This is a genomic window from Klebsiella sp. BIGb0407 (assembly GCF_024807845.1).
In the GTDB taxonomy this organism is placed as follows: domain Bacteria; phylum Pseudomonadota; class Gammaproteobacteria; order Enterobacterales; family Enterobacteriaceae; genus JGM124.
In genome coordinates, this window is sequence record NZ_JANUEQ010000001.1 from 1 (window position 1) to 17,021 (window position 17,021).

General features: G+C 44.0%; 10 protein-coding genes and 2 pseudogenes. 8 read left to right on the forward strand and 4 right to left on the reverse strand.

From position 1 onward, the window contains the following. Together M2387_RS00005 and M2387_RS00010 are read left to right on the forward strand one after the other, a co-directional pair. On the forward strand, nucleotides 1-2,503 hold a 2,503-nt coding region (locus M2387_RS00005; protein ID WP_259046451.1), incomplete at its 5' end, for a phage tail tip fiber protein. 1,412 nt (nucleotides 2,504-3,915) lie between these two features. After that, nucleotides 3,916-4,410: pseudogene (locus M2387_RS00010) on the forward strand (phage tail fiber protein); the annotation flags it as partial. Here M2387_RS00010 and M2387_RS00015 read toward each other — a convergent pair. Continuing rightward, the gene (locus M2387_RS00015; RefSeq protein ID WP_259046452.1) at nucleotides 4,361-4,873 is read right to left on the reverse strand and encodes a phage tail fiber protein; all 513 of its coding nucleotides are present in this window, start codon (nucleotides 4,871-4,873) and stop codon (nucleotides 4,361-4,363) included. The pseudogene M2387_RS00010 and the gene M2387_RS00015 overlap by 50 nt on opposite strands. A 560-nt stretch (nucleotides 4,874-5,433) precedes the next feature. On the opposite strand from M2387_RS00015, the gene M2387_RS00020 reads away from it, so the two are divergent. The 6 genes and pseudogenes from M2387_RS00020 (at nucleotide 5,434) to M2387_RS00045 (ending at nucleotide 13,278) form a co-directional block, all read left to right on the forward strand. Beyond that, nucleotides 5,434-6,000, forward strand: coding sequence for a recombinase family protein (locus M2387_RS00020; RefSeq protein ID WP_259046453.1), 567 nt, complete (start codon nucleotides 5,434-5,436; stop codon nucleotides 5,998-6,000). A 316-nt stretch (nucleotides 6,001-6,316) separates the two neighbouring features. After that, complete coding sequence (locus tag M2387_RS00025) at nucleotides 6,317-8,317, forward strand: ATP-binding protein (protein ID WP_259046454.1); 2,001 nt, start codon at nucleotides 6,317-6,319, stop codon at nucleotides 8,315-8,317. Between the two features lie 255 nt (nucleotides 8,318-8,572). After that, a pseudogene (locus M2387_RS00030) lies at nucleotides 8,573-8,749 on the forward strand (NADP-dependent isocitrate dehydrogenase); the annotation flags it as partial. Between the two features lie 255 nt (nucleotides 8,750-9,004). Further along, entirely contained in the window at nucleotides 9,005-10,453 is a 1,449-nt protein-coding gene (gene dcuC / locus M2387_RS00035; RefSeq protein ID WP_409039341.1) for an anaerobic C4-dicarboxylate transporter DcuC, read from the forward strand. Between the two features lie 384 nt (nucleotides 10,454-10,837). After that, nucleotides 10,838-11,332 (forward strand): putative pterin-binding protein, encoded by a 495-nt coding sequence (locus M2387_RS00040; RefSeq protein ID WP_259046455.1) that lies wholly within the window; start codon nucleotides 10,838-10,840, stop codon nucleotides 11,330-11,332. 17 nt (nucleotides 11,333-11,349) lie between these two features. Next, nucleotides 11,350-13,278 carry a putative bifunctional diguanylate cyclase/phosphodiesterase gene (locus M2387_RS00045; protein ID WP_259046456.1) on the forward strand — a complete coding sequence of 643 codons (1,929 nt, stop codon included), beginning with the start codon at nucleotides 11,350-11,352 and terminating at the stop codon, nucleotides 13,276-13,278. Between the two features lie 87 nt (nucleotides 13,279-13,365). Here the strand turns inward: M2387_RS00045 and catA are convergent, their stop codons facing one another. The 3 genes from catA to M2387_RS00060 all read right to left on the reverse strand — a co-directional run bounded on the left by catA (nucleotide 13,366) and on the right by M2387_RS00060 (nucleotide 16,856). After that, nucleotides 13,366-14,043, reverse strand: coding sequence for a type A chloramphenicol O-acetyltransferase (gene catA, locus M2387_RS00050; RefSeq protein ID WP_259046457.1), 678 nt, complete (start codon nucleotides 14,041-14,043; stop codon nucleotides 13,366-13,368). A gap of 248 nt (nucleotides 14,044-14,291) precedes the next feature. Continuing rightward, entirely contained in the window at nucleotides 14,292-14,678 is a 387-nt protein-coding gene (locus tag M2387_RS00055; protein ID WP_259046458.1) for a DUF1090 domain-containing protein, read from the reverse strand. 231 nt (nucleotides 14,679-14,909) lie between these two features. Beyond that, nucleotides 14,910-16,856 (reverse strand): autotransporter domain-containing protein, encoded by a 1,947-nt coding sequence (locus tag M2387_RS00060; protein WP_259046459.1) that lies wholly within the window; start codon nucleotides 16,854-16,856, stop codon nucleotides 14,910-14,912. Nucleotides 16,857-17,021: the final 165 nt, after the last annotated feature.

Genomic DNA, 17,021 nt, shown 5'->3' on the forward strand with positions numbered 1-17,021 from the left:
CCGGACCGGTAATAACGAGTCGGCTATCAAAAATGTGGGTGAGGCGCTGACCAGTGAGACAGAGGCGCGGGTTCGCGAGGCTGAATCACTCAAGGTGAGAACGGAACAGAATGAGGCTGATGTTTCCACCCTGACGGAGGCGGTCACCACGCTGGAAGGTTCGACCGTTACACGTTTTGATGAGATCACCGCTAAAACTGACCAGGCCTCCGGCGCTATTCAGAATAATGCCCAGGCGATAATCAGTAACTCACTGGCGCAGGCTGACATAGCGACCCGTCTGTCGGTTCAGAACGGTGACAACGCGGCGAAATTTGAGCAGGTCACCCAGGCCATCGCGACGGAAACGGATGCCCGAGTGACGGACGTGACCCGGATCGAGGCCAAGACTGGCGAGAACACTGCCGGTATTAACTCGGTGCGCCAGGCTGTCACGGATGAGGCCAGTGCGCGTTCTGAGGCGGTCGATAAGTTAACGGCGGATACGGGTAAAAATGCAGCCGGACTGACGGATTTGAGTCAGGTTGTGGCTGATGAGAAAGCGGCATCAGCAACCCGCATGCAGTCTATTGAAACCCGGACCGGTAATAACGAGTCGGCTATCAAAAATGTGGGTGAGGCGCTGACCAGTGAGACAGAGGCGCGGGTTCGCGAGGCTGAATCACTCAAGGCGAGAACCGAACAGAACGAGGCTGATGTTTCCACTCTGACGGAAGCGGTCACCACGCTGGAAGGTTCGACCGTTACGCGTTTTGATGAGATCACCGCTAAAACTGACCAGGCCTACGGCGCTATTCAGAATAACGCTCAAGCCATCATCAGTAACGTTTTGGCTCAGGTCGATATCTCAACGCGCTTATCGATGCAGAGCGGCGAAAATTCCGCGAAGTTTGACCAAGTCACTCAGGCTATAGCGACAGAAACGGATGCCCGCATTACGGATGTGACCCGGATCGAGGTCAAGACTGGCGAGAACACTGCAGGTATAACTGCGGTGCGCCAGGCTGTCACGGATGAGGCCGGTGCTCGCTCTGATGCGGTCGATAAGTTAACGGCGGATACGGGTAAAAATGCAGCCGGGCTGACGGATTTGAGCCAGGTTGTGGCTGATGAGAAAGTGGCATCAGCAACCCGTATGCAGGCTATCGAGACCCGTACCGGTAATAACGAGTCTGCTATTACTGGCGTCAGTAAAGCGCTAACCACGGAAACGGAGGCCAGGACTCAGGCGGTCAATCAGCTTAATACTCGGGTCGGTGATAACGAATCTGATTTTTCTGATTTAACCCAAACGGTAACAACGCTCGACAGCGCTATGGCGTCCAGACTGGAGGAACTGAAAGCGCAGACTGATAATGCGTCAGGGAGTTCGAAAAATAATGCGATTACCCTGATCACTAATACTTTAGCCCAGGTCAATATGCGTCAAACGTTGTCCGTTCAGTACAACGCGAATCAGGCAGAGATTGACCGTATTGATACCGTTATTGCTGACGAGAAATCAGCGACGGCTACCGCGCTGGAACAGATTAAAACAGACGTTGCCGGGAATGCTGCCTCTGTAACTAATCTGAGCCAGACGGTATCGAATTATCAACAAGCGACCGCAACACAAATTAACGCAATTACTGCAAGCGTTGAGGGGAATACGGCTGCAATTACGACGACCGCCAACGCTATAGCGGGAATTAATGGCGAGCTGGGCGCGATGTATAACATTAAGGTCGGTGTTGATTCTAATGGCATGCAATACGCAGCAGGAATGGGTATTGGTGTTGAAAATACGCCGAGCGGAATGCAATCGCAGGTTATTTTTATTGCCGACCGGTTCGCGGTAATGATGAATGCTGGCGGCACTCCGTCGATAATATTCGCGACACAGAACGGGCAGCTTATTATTAAAGATACTCTAATCGGTGATGGAACTATTACTAACTCTAAAATTGGTAATTTTATTCAATCAACTGACTATGTAGCGGGTAAAACTGGCTGGCATATTAATAAAAATGGTGATTCCGAATTTAATAATGTCACGGTTAGAGGAAAGGTTTACGCAACAGAAGGAGAATTCAGAGGCACGGTATATGCAACGGATGGTCGCTTTGAGGGAACTGTATACGCAAATAAAATTGAGGGGGATGTCGTTGTTTGTGGCGTATGGAACCAGGTGCAAATATATGGAGTAAACGAATCGGCAACCCGGACTTTTACAGGCGGTCTGCCATATGAATCTGTCATGGTTATACCATTACTTCACGTTAGTAGCTCATCGACTATGAGTTCAGGGCGATGTTGGGTTGAAATTAATGGAACTCGAATTTTTGAGTCAGTACCAGGACCTAACGCGTCATATTCTAATTCTGTGGTTGTTAATTTACCTGCTTATGCCAGCGCTGAGGTTAAATTTGTGATTACGGGGGCGGGGGGTGGTATTCCATTCGGAACGCCAGGGCCAATCACTGTGCTCGTATTTAAAAAGAGTGAGAATAGATTTACAAACTAAATAAATCTTTTTGCTAATCATCATATATAACCCGCTTCGGCGGGTTTTTTCATTTCTGGAGATTATTAATGATTTACACCACAGGAACTATTTCAGTCAACGGGAATACATTAACCGGCACTGGAACTAATTTCACGGCAGCAGGCTCGTTAATTCGTGTTGGCTGTACAGTAATAACAATGACCTCTCCGCCGCAGGTATTTCAGATTACGGGCATTACCAGCGGTACAGCAATGACGGTCTCGCCAGCAGCCAGCCCGGCATTAGCGGCAGGAACAAAATATTCCATCCTGCTCAGTGATAGCCTGAGCGTAGATGGTCTGGCACAGGATATTGCCGAAACATTCAAAATGTATCAGAGCAATATTAGCGGATTTGCTGATGTGATGAATGGCACTGGTGACGTGACCATAACTATTAATGGTGTTTCCGTAACTGTTCCGGGGCAAAAGTCATTAGCGAAGAAAGGTGCAAACAAAGATATTACGAGCTTAACCGGGCTCACAACGGCGCTTTCTGTTGCCCAGGGAGGGACCGGGGCTAAGGATGCAAAAGGCATTCGCGAAAACGCTGGTTTAGGAACAGCGGCTGAAGCAAACGTTGGTACTGATGTCGGTAACATCCCAGCAATAGTGCAAAGGGATCACGGAAGACATATCAGCTCTATGTACGTATCGGCGCTATCCCTGGCAACTATTGCGCCTGGGGCGAATGAGTACATGATTGCTGCTGTTGAGCCTGGTGCTGATGGAATTAATGCCGTTGGCTTGATTGGACGGTTCACATATAGTCGCGGCGGATTGACTTCAAACAATATGCCGGGGCTCGTCGATGTAATGATCCAGGCATCGTATAAAGGTTTGGGCGCTACAATGGGGATCAGATATCCGATTGCCGGTGCGAGAAACTTATTTATTGGGACCGCTACTGCTACATACAAAGGCCGAAAGGTTTATCTTTTAAAATTGCCGACATCAGGTGGCCCGTTTAACAACGGAGTTTTCTTTGACGGCCTTGTTTTTAAAACCAACGATACCAACGATATATTCTCGGTTGTCAAAGCAGAGGATTTGACAGACCTTGTTGATCTTACAAACGACCCATCGATTAGCTACCCTATCTCGTCAGCATCAAGTAGAAAAGTAGGAACCGACGTTAACGACATACCCTATGTCGGTGCTTTCGGAGTTGGCAACGGCACATTAAACAGACCAACGACTCACGTAAACCAATTTATTTCTGAAACAGTAAACCCATCGACATGGACTCCAAACAACGGTGTTGGTGTGCAAATGTCGTATGCAAACCAAAGAACAGCACAGATATTTATCAATAGTGCTAAAGAGATGTATTTCCGCTGGAATGGAAGCCTTCCCCCGATGGCGTTAAACACGGAAATCCCATGGATTAAGATTTATCACGACCAAAACACTACTAAAGGCTCTGATGGTACGATTAAGGCTGCATCACCGATTGTAAAAATATTTCATGATGGAGTATTTGAAACTAACAATGAATCAGAGGGTTGTACTGTTACTCGATTGGGAATCGGCCAGTACCTGATTAAAAACTGTATTGGTATGAATTCAGATGCGACGTGGGGCGGAATTAATGGCGGATTTGATATTCCGAAAGACAGGAATGGCCAGGCGTTAATCTGGCTGGATTATGAAGTAAATGCCGATGGCTCGGTTCTGGTCAAAACCTATCACCGAACCTATCCGGATGCGCCAGAGTTTGCCAGAAATGAAATTGAAGGGATAGCTGCAGGTGAACCGGTCGACATTCCAGCCGACCAGTTTGTTTCAGTGCGTGTAGAGATGCCGATGGACAGTATCTGGAATCAGGAACAAGCCGCTATTCAGGCTGAGCCTGAGAATCTTCAACCGGTGAATCAGGAAGAATAACCGGTTCTGGCATATCCAACCGAACGTCTATCCAGGAGTTAGCCGGTACATCAATAGGCTCACCCGGTTTAATAACGATCTCCCCGTCTGCAAGTACCATCTTACGGCGGAACAGTGAAATGATGATCTCTCCATCAATCTGTTCCGCTTTCACCACACCCAAATCACCACTACCGTTTGGATCTCGAGGTGGCAGGAGACGCCAACCGGACGATGCCAGCGACTTAGCGCCTGTCACTCGATATACACCAACATCATCGCGGATAATTTCAATACCACGAGCCTCATAATTCGCTACACCACAACCACACCATTCAAAAGAGTCCTCATCAATATCAGTCCGTGAGCTGATTTCAAAACTAGCAATACGAGCAACAGGGGAAGCTGTTTTGAGCGTGCCATCTGAACCTTTAGTGGTATTACCATTATGGTAAATAGTTCGCCACGAAGTCCAAATATTCAACTCTCGCGCCCTAAACCCCATTGCTGTTGGCGATATTTGTAGCTGTGAAACCAAGCCGGTATTATCGTTTCCTCCTGATCTCACCATAGTCATTAGTGGGGCATAGTTATTGAAAAAGTTTGTAGCAGAGGCTCCCCCGCTAGCAGAGAACCCTGATGATGTAATTGTATTTGCATCCGAGTATTGGGTCGGTCCGAGCGTCGGACTAGAACCTAAACCAAAGTCTCCCGTTAATATAACTGATACCCACAAACCCCAACCATTCGTATCTTTCGATCGTCTCCACATCCGTGGCATAGATGAGTTGGACCGCATACAAAGCTGTGAAATGTAAGGTCCACTCGAAATACTTAAAACAAATAACCCAGAAGCAACGACGGGTAACTCTGGCTGAGTTTGTGCGGCTGCGGAGTAGAAACCTGTAGCAGTAATATCATCCCAGTTAGCTGAAGCTACTGCAGTATTACCGAACCCTTCCAAACCAGCGTTTAATAGAATGCCATGTACAATTTACCGATACACTCTACCAATACCCACACTTGAATTATTGGTGATAAAACATGCAAATAGGCTATGTTCGTGTGTCAACAAATGACCAAAATACTGCTTTACAACGAGATGCTTTGGAACGCGCAGGATGTGAACAGATATTTGAGGAAAAAATGAGCGGAACTATCGCTAATCGACCGGTCCTCAAACGAGTATTAAAGCAGCTTACTGAGGGGGACACTCTGGTGGTCTGGAAACTCGACAGGTTAGGCCGGTCAATGCGGAACCTGGTATTACTGGTGGATGAACTCCGCAACCGAAATATTCACTTTCGTAGTCTTACCGACAGCATTGATACATCCAGCCCTATGGGGAGATTTATATTTCACATCATGGGTGCTTTAGCTGAGATGGAACGCGAGTTAATCGTAGAGCGAACAATGGCGGGTTTGGCAGCAGCGAGAGAGCATGGGAGGATCGGAGGGCGTAGACCCAAATTAACGCCTGAACAATGGGACCAAGCCGGAAGGCTAATCGCTAATGGAGTGGATAGAAAACAGGTGGCGATGATTTATGATGTGGCTGTGTGTAGTCTCTACAAGAAATTCCCGGTTAGAAAAAATCAGTACAAAAATTAGAAAGGTTTCTACATGGTAGTGTGTGTTACTTCTAAATGTCCGCTCTGTGCCAGAAGCGGACGTGCATACTAATCTTTATATCTCAGTACACTGTAATACCGAGCAATATCATTCGGGTGATTTGGCGACTGCTTCAAATTTTTTCGGGCCCCATTTAGTTATCATTTGCAATTGTTGTAAATCAATATAAGGTGATATTGCATTTTGAATCGCAATGCCCTTCAAGTAACCAATTTGCTTTGGGGGGCCGGAAGACGTTTTAAATGCGAAATAAAATTGCGCTCTGTTTTATAAATTAATTTGAAGGGATGTCTTAATGATCAATAAAGCAATTACTAATCCTGGTTTCCACAAACAGTTTCTTTTAGAAAGGTTTAGTGCTGATGAACAAAAAATATTGAAGCTATTATCTAAAGGATGGTATTTAACAAATTCTGGTGAAGAAATACAAATTGCGCAATCTCGATATAACTATTTCCTTATGAAGCCAACACCGAAGACTTCTGAAATGTTCAACATTGAGAGAGAGATTGTTTGTGTATTTAGTAATTACGAATATTTTGAACCAAGATCATTAGACTTTTTCGAGAAAGTGTATATGCGCCTTCCAAAGATGCGTACAGAGTCAGTTTGTGCGGTGCTAATAGGAAGAGCGCCTGATACAGAAGAAAAGGTTGAACATCTTCTTAAATCAGATCCAGAGCACCAAATTATTGTACCTGTTAGTTATGTTGAAATGATGCAAGCGAATGCAATTATAATTCTTGAAAATAGATTTAGGAAACATTTTTACTCCCGAGATTTATTCTCATTTTTGTCTCCACTTAAAAAAGATACATACTTTTTTGGTCGTTCAAATCTTATAAATGAGATTGTAAATCGATTCCAGTCAGGGGAGCACACAAGTCTTTTCGGTCTCAGAAAAAGCGGTAAAACGTCAATTATATATGCAATCCAGAGACGTTTAGAGGCAAAAGGTGATTGTTTTGTATCATTGGATTGCGAAAGCCCATCAATACATGGACTTCGCTGGTATGAGTTACTTGAAAAACTTGTGTTATTATATTCCGATGCAAAAAAATCCAAAGTGAAAATTGAAACGACAGTTAGATATGACGTTAAAAATGCTGCGGATAGTTTTGAAAAAGACATGTTAAAAATATACAACTCAAAAAAACCAGCAGGTGCAATCTTTATTTTTGATGAAATTGAAAGGCTTACTCCTAAAACAGGAGCCTCAATTCATTGGAGAGAAGAAACCGATTTTATATACTTCTGGCAGACAATGCGTGGTTTTTACCAAAAGCATCCGTCTGTTTTCTGCTATATGCTAGTTGGGACTAATCCAAGTTGTACCGAAGCTCCATTATTGTTAGGCCATGACAATCCAATTTATGCTTCAATCCCTAGCCAATACGTACCTCCATTTACAGTAGACCAAGTTAGTCAAATGGTTACGCGATTAGGTGATTATATGGGATTAAAATTTGATACCTTGATTGCTGCGAAACTCACGGAAGACTATGGTGGACATCCATTTTTAATTCGCCAGGCTTGCAGTCAAATTAACAGGTTAATATCTACTGAGAGACCAGTAATAATCGATAAAGCTCTTTATAATAAGTCTAAGTGCGAGTTTAGAAATAATTCGCAAGAATATTTGGCTATGATGATTCAGGTATTGTCAGAATGGTACCCTGATGAATACGAAATGCTATGTTTACTTGCTCAAGGGGATATGGATAGCTTTAATTCATTCGCTCATGATCACACATCTTACACTAGACATTTAATCGGCTATGGGCTCATTCAAAAAAGCGCATCGGGTTATTCTTTTAATCTTGAAGAAATATCCGATCTACTCCGAAAAAAACATCAACACGAGAAACTAAACTTAAATGAAGAAGAAAAGGTTCAAGAAGTTTCGATTAGAAGAAATCGCCTAGAAAAAGGTCTTCGAGTACTTGTCCGAAACTCATTGAAGATATCTAAAGGTGCAAATAAAGCAAAAGATGCTGTGATTAATGCAGTTCCTGAAAATCGAAGATCAACATTACAAAATTACGAACTATCTGGGCTTTTAGATCCTAACTCATCCCCATTATTTTTCCTTGAATTAATTAATATAATCAGTAGGGAGTGGGCGACTTTTGAGAATGTTTTTGGAATTGATAAGACAAAGCTAATACTTATGCTTCAGGAAATTAACACCAGAGGACGCCCGGATGCACATGCGAAATGTATTGATGAAGATGATTTTCTGCAGTTACGGCTTTATTTCAAAAAGCTTGAAGTAATACTTCAAGAGTGGTTATAAGTCAACATAATCAGTCAAGTGTTGCTTACTTATTAAATACTATACCTGCTCACACTTCGTTGCGGCAGGAATATGATTCCGAATTTTAATAAGTCCGTTCCTAGCTCATAGCAGACCATCAGCATTTAAGTGAAAACGGTTATCAAAACTCAACATTAATTACTGTTAATCAAGAGGTTACAATGCAGTTAAAAGATAATGAAAAACCTCAAAAAAACCACGATTTAAATATTAAAATCAGCCTGTTAAGTTAACTCCCTAAATATATTGCTCCGTCACATGGGCTGGTTCGAAGCAGCTGACCTTATCGTTAAAGGTACCAGCGGCGCAATCAACGCGAAAACCGTGACTTATGATTTCGAACGCCTGATGGATGGCGCTAAACTGCTGAAATGTAGCGAGTTTGGTGACGCTATCATCGAAAACATGTAATTCCGTTTTTCGGGTTAGATGATAACGGGAGCCTCAGGGTTCCCGTTTTTTTTGAGCTTAAAAATCATTTCCCCAAAACCATTCCCCAAAACTGATTAAAAATTACCCTGTTTTTGCATCGATAGCGGTCAAATTAACGACAACAACTTAGTTTTCTGATTAAAAATGTGAACTACCCAGAGCTTTTTGATTAAGGGTGGTGTTTACTATGCCCTCTAATATCTTGAGCTATGGTTTTTTTGGAGATACACATATATGGTGGAAGTATCATATATCGTCAATTTATTGATCGGTGCGGTCGCTGCAGTTGCTGTTGGCTACTATATTATGAAAGGCTATTCAGCGACTGGCGTACTGATGGTCAGTGGTATTGCTCTGTTACTGATTAGTATTAGCCTGGGGCGTCCGATTGTAGCAGATAAAGATGCCACGGGTTTCTTGTTTCTGGATGTCTTTGAATACATTAAAATTTTATTGACCTCTCGCGCTGCCGATCTCGGTATGATGATCATGATTTTATGCGGTTTCGCCGCATATATGTCTCATATCGGCGCGAATGATATGGTGGTAAAGCTGGCCTCACATCCGCTTAAATATATTAACTCACCCTATATCCTGATGATTGCCGCTTACTTTCTGGCTTGCTTAATGTCTTTAGCGGTTTCGTCTGCTGCCGGTCTGGGCGTGTTACTGATGGCGACATTATTCCCCATTATGGTGAACGTCGGTATTAGCCGCGGCGCAGCAACGGCTATTTGTGCTTCACCCGCAGCGATTATTCTGTCGCCTACTTCCGGGGATGTTATCGTCGCGGCAGAAGCATCCAAAATGGGCGGAGAGAAGCTGATTGAATTTGCTTTTCACACCACATTACCTATTTCAATCATTGCTATTTTTGCTATCGCTGTTGCCCATTTCTTCTGGCAGCGTTACCTGGATAAGAAAGAGGGTGTAGTCAGCGAGAGGCTCGATGTTTCAAAGATAGTGACCAGAGTGCCTGTGTTCTACGTTATTTTGCCATTTCTGCCTATTATCGGCGTATTAGTTTTCTCCGGCAAAATGACATTACCGCTAACCGAACATGTGATTCCAAATCTGAATATTATTACCATTCTTATTATTTGTATGGTGATAACAGCGTTGATTGAATTTATTCGCACTTTTAAAGCGAAGACCGTCTTTGACGGGCTGGACTCCGCTTATAAAGCAATGGGGGATGCCTTCTACTCAGTAGTAATGTTATTAGTCGCTGCGGGTATATTTGCTCAAGGTTTAAATACCATTGGATTCATTTCCGGATTAATTCACTTGGCTGAAACCTCCGGCGGCGGCATTATTGTGATGATGTTGGTTTTAGTGATAGTAACTATGCTTGCTGCTATTGCGACCGGCTCTGGTAATGCACCTTTCTATGCCTTCGTTGAGTTTATTCCTAAGCTGGCCGATCAAATGGGTATTAATCCTGCCTATCTGGTTATCCCGATGCTACAGGCATCTAACCTTGGTCGTTCGATGTCACCGGTATCCGGCGTTGTGGTCGCTACAGCAGGTATGGCAAAACTATCACCGTTTGAAGTCGTTAAACGAACATCGGTACCGATGATTGTTGGCCTGCTGGCTGTGATTATCGCATCCCATGTTATGGTGCCGGAACATACTCCTGAGCAGGTTGCACAACAACAAACCGCACCTGTCGCACCTTAAGTGATTTATGTAGTTCAGGCTCAACTGTAATAAATCCGCCGTATTCAGCATACGGCGGATTTTGATTTTATTCCTGTCACTGCCAGCCCTCAGGTTTTACCTGCTGAGCCACATCCCACAGAGAGTTAACCTTTATCTTATTGTGTGTTTATTTGCGTTGAATAAAAGTGTGCCTTTTTGCGCAGGTAAAACGCTGTTTTGAATATTAAATAACGGTAACGACCTTGCTTAATCAATATAAAAAGGAAGTTTTTTAAACCGGTTGATTTTAATGAATTATAATGTTAGTGAAATGATTGCATTAACAATAGGATTGGAGCTTATATAAATGCTACTTTAACTAAATTATAATTCTTTAACATTCAGTTGATAGACGAGGTCAAAATGCGGTTAATTATCATTCTGTTGAGTTTTGTGCTCTCCACACAGGTTTGGGCGGGTGAGTTTTCCAAACCTGCCGGTAAAGTCCTTTTGACGCTGTCTGGTAATATCGAAAATACCAATGAAGATGGGAAAGCTGTTTTTGATCTTGCCAGTCTGGAAAAACTGGGTATGGTCAGCTTCGAGACCACTTCGCCCTGGTATAATGGCCGTACTACTTTTGAAGGCGTTTCACTGCAGAAGCTCATGGACTATGTCGGGGCGAAAGGTTCTGTGGTTAAGGTCACCGCGCTCAATGACTACACCACCGAAATTCCCCTCAGTGACTTCAAGGAATACAACGTTATCCTCGCTTTAAAAGTCAACGGAAAATACATGCGTATCCGTGATAAAGGCCCATTGTTTGTGGTCTATCCCTATGACAGCATACCTGAGCTGAATAATAAAATTTATTATTCAAGATCTGCCTGGCAGGTTAATAGAATGAATGTTGAGTAAGGAGTCAGAAGAGCAACATGAACAGAATTCTGGCTGGCATCATTTTTTTCCTTTTTATATCCACCGGGTATATCTCTTTCCTTGTGCATGAAAGGCAGCAAGAGTTACAGAAGCTGACTCACTACGCGGCTTCGTGGTCTGCTGCACAGATGGCATCAGAATATTACCGGTTCGAATCGTTGCTTGCTCTTTACACTATCGATGAGACTGTCATGCTTGATGATGTCCGTATGCGTCTCGATATAATGCTCAGCCAGAGTGATTTAATGAAAGAAGGTGATCTGAGGGGCTACATAGAAAGCAGCAAAGCCCACCATACACTGGCTCTACAGCTTGAAAAGGCACTTGAGTATCTGGATGTTCATCTTGAGAACATGAACCGCTCAGAACTCCAGGCCTACCTGAAAATATTGCACCAGTTTGATGCCCAACTGGGGCATCTGTCGTCCAGCGCTTTAGATAAGGATATCAACGCGATTAATGACGCCAACCTTAAAATTAAAACCCTGTACTATATTTACTCGGCGACGTCTGTCTTGCTGATAATTATGAGTGCGATACTGGGTGTGCTGATATTTTATCAAAATAGAAATATTCTGAAGGCACATCTTCAGGTGAAGAGCCTTGCTGAAGCTCTACAGGAATCTAAAGAAAAACTGCAAGTCCAGAATGCCAGGCTGGAGTATGACGTCTACCATGACTCTCTGACAGAAATGAATAACCGCCATTTTTTCTGGGAGAATTTAAATGAAACCATCGAGAACGCAGTAAAAAACAATGATTCTGTGACTGTGATGCTGTTTGATTTAGACCGATTCAAGGAGGTCAATGATACCTATGGCCATGATGTCGGTGATACGTTATTACGCCAGATAGCACAACGTCTGATCTCGATGGGTCTGACTTCCGGTACGCTTTATCGTTTAGGCGGAGATGAGTTTGCGTTTCTCTCGAGTGGCTTGACGGAGAGCACTGCCGTTTCACGCGCCAAAAATATATGCGATGTTATCAATCAGACCTACACGATTTATAACACGATTATAAATATTACCTCCAGTGTTGGTATTGTCATCTCAGACACTGAACGTCGCTCTGACTATCTCTATAAATTTGCCGATCTGGCTCTTTACGAGGCCAAAAGTGAAGGCGCTGGTAAGATAAAAGTCTTCCGGCAATGGATGCTGGATAAACTGCAGGAAAGCCGAATCCTTGAGCTGGATATGGCGCGTGCGTTAGTGAAAAAAGAATTCGTGGTTTATTATCAGCCTATTGTTGATTCTTTCAGCCAGGAAATTTACAGCTATGAAGCCCTTATTCGTTGGATACATCCAGTGAAGGGCCTTATGTCGCCGGACTGCTTTATTCCTGTGGCTGAAAAAACGGGTATGATTAACGAGATGGGGAAATCGGTGCTTGAAATGGCCTGCCGGGAAGCCGCTTCCTGGGTAATTCCGGCTAAAATTTCAGTCAATGTTTCTCCTATCCAGCTAGGTAGCAAAGTCTTTGCCGGATTAGTGCTGTCCATTCTGAACGAAACGGGGCTTCCGGCCGAGCGTCTTGAACTGGAAGTGACGGAATCTTCTATCTTTACTGAGAGCAATACGCCGACGAATACGCTTAACAGGCTTCGGGCTTTGGGAGTGACAATCTCCATTGATGATTTTGGTACCGGTTATTCCTCTCTTTCACGTCTCAGTAGACTTACCTTCGATAAAATCAAAATAGACAAGTCCTTTGTGAATTCAATATCGACGCAGGAAGATGCCCTTAATATTGTCAGACTCATCACCGGAATGGCGAAATCCCTCAATATGAAGGTCGTAGCGGAAGGTGTTGAAACGCAGGAGCAACTGGAGAGTCTTCAGGTACTGGGCTGCGATTACATACAGGGCTATCTGTTTGGTAAACCCCAGCCGTGTATAGATGAGAAAATAAGAAACGGTTAAATGCAAAAATACCGGGGTAGCAAACTCTCTGTTTCTCAGCTTGCTGCCCGAGTTATGTAAGAACAGGCCTTCAAAAATTTTGATGCATTAAGCGCGGAGTTCTTCAGAAAGGTGCTTTATGTTATTACTCATCTCTTGTAACTCATTGACCAGCCTGGCCACATGGAAACCATCGCACACGGAATGGTGTACCTGAACGGCGAGAGGCAGCAATACTTTCCCATCTTGTTTATAATATTTTCCAAGAGTGAACATGGGGGAAAAAAAGTTCTTCATGTTAGCTACGTTGATATCAAAACTGGTAAAACTTACCCAGGGAATAGCCGATACGAAAAATATATTTTCCCGGGACTCTTCCTTAGGCCAGTATGAAAGGTTATTACCATAGCGGGCAACGTCTTCTGAATAAACATCCTGGAAGTGCTGAATATTGCCATCAAAGTGACTCCATAATGATGAAAAAGTCTCCGTTTCATTATGGAAGATTGTATAGTTTGGATGAACTTCATTCCATATAACAAGTTCATCATTCTTTATGGTCATACGGAATTCCGCATGATTGTTTACGATTTTAGCCAGGAGGAAAATAATAGTAGGATAAAATTTCCAGCCAACTTCTTTTATATATTTTAGCAGCACGGTAATATCTACCATGACAGTTTGGTTGAAAGTGGATTGAGCAAATGACTGAAATACCTCAAAATGTTCTTTCCTTGCCCAGCGAGATAAGTCAACAGGTGTATATTCCAGAGGCGTTTCTTTCATCTTTTAACCTTTAATTATAAATCTGATATGGGTCTGATTTTTTTTATAAATAAACGAACATTCAGGACGTAAAACGTTTTGGTGGCGAGCGCATCTTGACAGCAGCGCATCATTATACAGGAGGGAAGGGAATTTAAAATATGTAATATATTCCAGATGATTGGGCTGATTTAACGGCAATGTGAGAGCGGAAGAGACAGGGAGACGCTGGATAGTTCTTTACACTTCTCCCTGACACAAGCCTGGTATTAATTCAGCGTACTTCTGGCTTTATCAAGCTCGGCTTGAGCATTTTCCAGTTTCCACTGTTTATGAATAATTTTATCTGTGCGTCCGATAGCCTGAGCCTCCGCCAGCTCATGGCGCCGCTCCTCAACCTCTTGTTCTTTTTTGACGATGTCGTATTTTCGTTTGGCACGCAACTCTTCATCTGAGCAGTAAGTGTTAACTTTAGACAGCGCTCTTTCCAAACCTGCCGCACGATAGCTGTTGTTGTGCAAACGAGCATAATCTAGCTGCCGCTCAATGTTCTGCCGCTTAGCTTCGCAGCCCGCGGAGGTTTGAGGCATAGCCAGTGCTGAAAAAGTAGGGGTAACGACCAGCAGGCCTGTCAGTAATGTTAGCGCGTATTTCATAATATTCTCCTGTTTAACTCTTTTGTCCTTAGATATCAGGAGCCAATATTACAGTAATCTTGTTAAACAACCATAAAACATTACTACTGACATGGTTATTTATGATATTGATTTAATTGGATAAAACTAAGAATATTCTTGTTTTGTCTGTCAGGGCAGAACATCAGGGGCTTAGTGGGTGGGTGAGGTAAGGCCTTTATGACATAGCCATAAAGGCCTTAATTACTATAATCAGAAGTTGATACTTAAGCGTGTATTCGCAGAGTTTTCATGTACGCCTGAGCCAATCTGGCCGACATATGAGATACCTACTACGGCATTTGGGGTAATGTTAAAATCCATACCTGTTTCGATGAGTCCGACATTTTTAGCAATTGGCACGCCTGTCACGGTGAATTCGTCACCGGAAGCAAAACGCTGACTGGTTGACGGAGTGATATCACCGAATGCGTGACGCCAGCCCAGTCCGCCGCGAGCAACGGACGGCACGCCCCCAATATCAAACGTCGTTTGCCCATTCAGGCCTAAAGTAGAGAAACTGGTGTCCATAGAGGTGCCGTTTGACGAGAGTGCAGCAGCGCCGCCTGATTCAGAGAAACCATTCGTTTTAGACCAGACATGAGCGAGACCAGCATAAGGCTCGATGCTTACTTTATCGCTACCAATTGTGTAACCTAATTCACCGAAGACTTGATAGGTATTCCCATTACGATCTGCTGAGAGCGAATCATACAGCGATGAATTACCCATTGCAGCAATACTCACGCTACGATCAGTCTCAATAGTATGTCTGGTGTAGCCAAAACCTGAGCGGAAAGACAAGGCATTGACTTTGGTTCCACCATAAACACCGAAGTGATAGTCATTACTTTTTCCTGATGAATTTGATTCATCAAACTTAGTACGGCTGTATCCACCGGTTAAACCGATGGTCCATGTATCAAATACCGTTGTGTCAGCCCCCATCAGTACACCACCGACATTCCTGTCAAGACGGCCATTATCATAGGAGCCTTTAGAGCCCAGGCCCGTCATCCAGAAGGCGTTATTCTGAGTATCGTTAGAGGAGGGGGCCATCAGTACTGAGCTACGAAGACGGTTATTGATGGCGCTGCGGAAAAGCTGCGTATCCTGAACCAGTATCGATTGTACTGATGCATTACTTGATCCTGCCAGTTGCTCTAGTGCAGCAGAAACGCCGCCATTTGCCAGATAGGTTGCGCTATAAATATCGCTTAATGGCGCCATATCGTTGATGGTTTCTGCAACTGCTTTCTGGTTCGGATTGACTGCTGCAATACGGAAATCAGGACGAAGATGAACATTCTCTTTGAGATATTTCATGCTGTTCTCGATTGTCTGAGCGGCATCATTCGGATTATCGTGTTCAATCAGATAAAGCTCAGCGCCGGATGCATAGACTGCGGGAATAATTGCTTCCCAGTCCATGACACCCGATCCGACATCGGCAAATCCACTTTCAGGCAGCGTATTGTAGCCTTCCATACCAACGCCGACTAACCCCTCGATATTGTCCTTTGCATGAACGGCATAGATACGGCCATGCAGGCGTTTAAGAACCTCGACAGGATCGGCTCCGGCACGGGTCACCCACGCCAAATCGAGTTCAATTTTAACGTCCGGTCCGGCAGCATCGAGTAAAACCTCAAGCGCGTACTTATCACCAAAGCGCTCTAGTTCATCATTATGATTGTGATAAGCAAGCGTCAATCCTTCTGATTTGAGCTGTTCGGCTATGCCCTTCAGCTTAGTACCCAAAGTAGCCCAGCCTGCAGCATCTGTTGGCCGGACATCTGCATTCAAATAAGGCAATACAAGAACATCGTTGCCAATTGTTTTATTATAATCGATCAGTGCCGGAAGGTCGTTTTCGAAAGAACCCAGCTGGATATGGGTTGAAGTCACTTTCATATCGTACTTAGCCAGCAGGTCTTTTAATTCCCCTGCAGTTCCACCACTTTGCCCATAAATAATCTCAATATCCCGTGCACCTTTGGCAGCTGCAATCTTCAGTTGTTCTTCAAACCCGCCCTCTGCTTTGATAAGCGTAAACATCGCAACGCCGACGGTAGGCTCTGCAGCAAGTGCTGGTGCTGCTGCGAGTTGCAGAAGTGTCGCCGCCAAAACGCCGCCAGTGATAGTTTTAAATGGGTGCATAGTTTTTATATCCTCAGTAAAGCCTGAAAATTCAAATACAAACCTAAGTAGCACCGCGGATCTATTGCTCCGCGATCAAGGTAATTGATATGTGTAAATCCCTCTCCGGGACCCAGATATGACCAGCCGATGTCCTTACGAGTCACGTAATGTAATCGATTACTT

Excerpts from the sequence above, each read along its gene's own strand:
- M2387_RS00045 (WP_259046456.1), top strand. The coding sequence starts at position 11,350 with ATGAACAGAATTCTGGCTGGCATCATTTTTTTCCTTTTTATATCCACC.
- M2387_RS00040 (WP_259046455.1), top strand. The coding sequence starts at position 10,838 with ATGCGGTTAATTATCATTCTGTTGAGTTTTGTGCTCTCCACACAGGTT.
- M2387_RS00025 (WP_259046454.1), top strand. The coding sequence starts at position 6,317 with ATGATCAATAAAGCAATTACTAATCCTGGTTTCCACAAACAGTTTCTT.
- catA (WP_259046457.1), bottom strand. The coding sequence starts at position 14,043 with ATGAAAGAAACGCCTCTGGAATATACACCTGTTGACTTATCTCGCTGG.
- dcuC (WP_409039341.1), top strand. The coding sequence starts at position 9,005 with ATGGTGGAAGTATCATATATCGTCAATTTATTGATCGGTGCGGTCGCT.
- M2387_RS00020 (WP_259046453.1), top strand. The coding sequence starts at position 5,434 with ATGCAAATAGGCTATGTTCGTGTGTCAACAAATGACCAAAATACTGCT.
- M2387_RS00060 (WP_259046459.1), bottom strand. The coding sequence starts at position 16,856 with ATGCACCCATTTAAAACTATCACTGGCGGCGTTTTGGCGGCGACACTT.
- M2387_RS00055 (WP_259046458.1), bottom strand. The coding sequence starts at position 14,678 with ATGAAATACGCGCTAACATTACTGACAGGCCTGCTGGTCGTTACCCCT.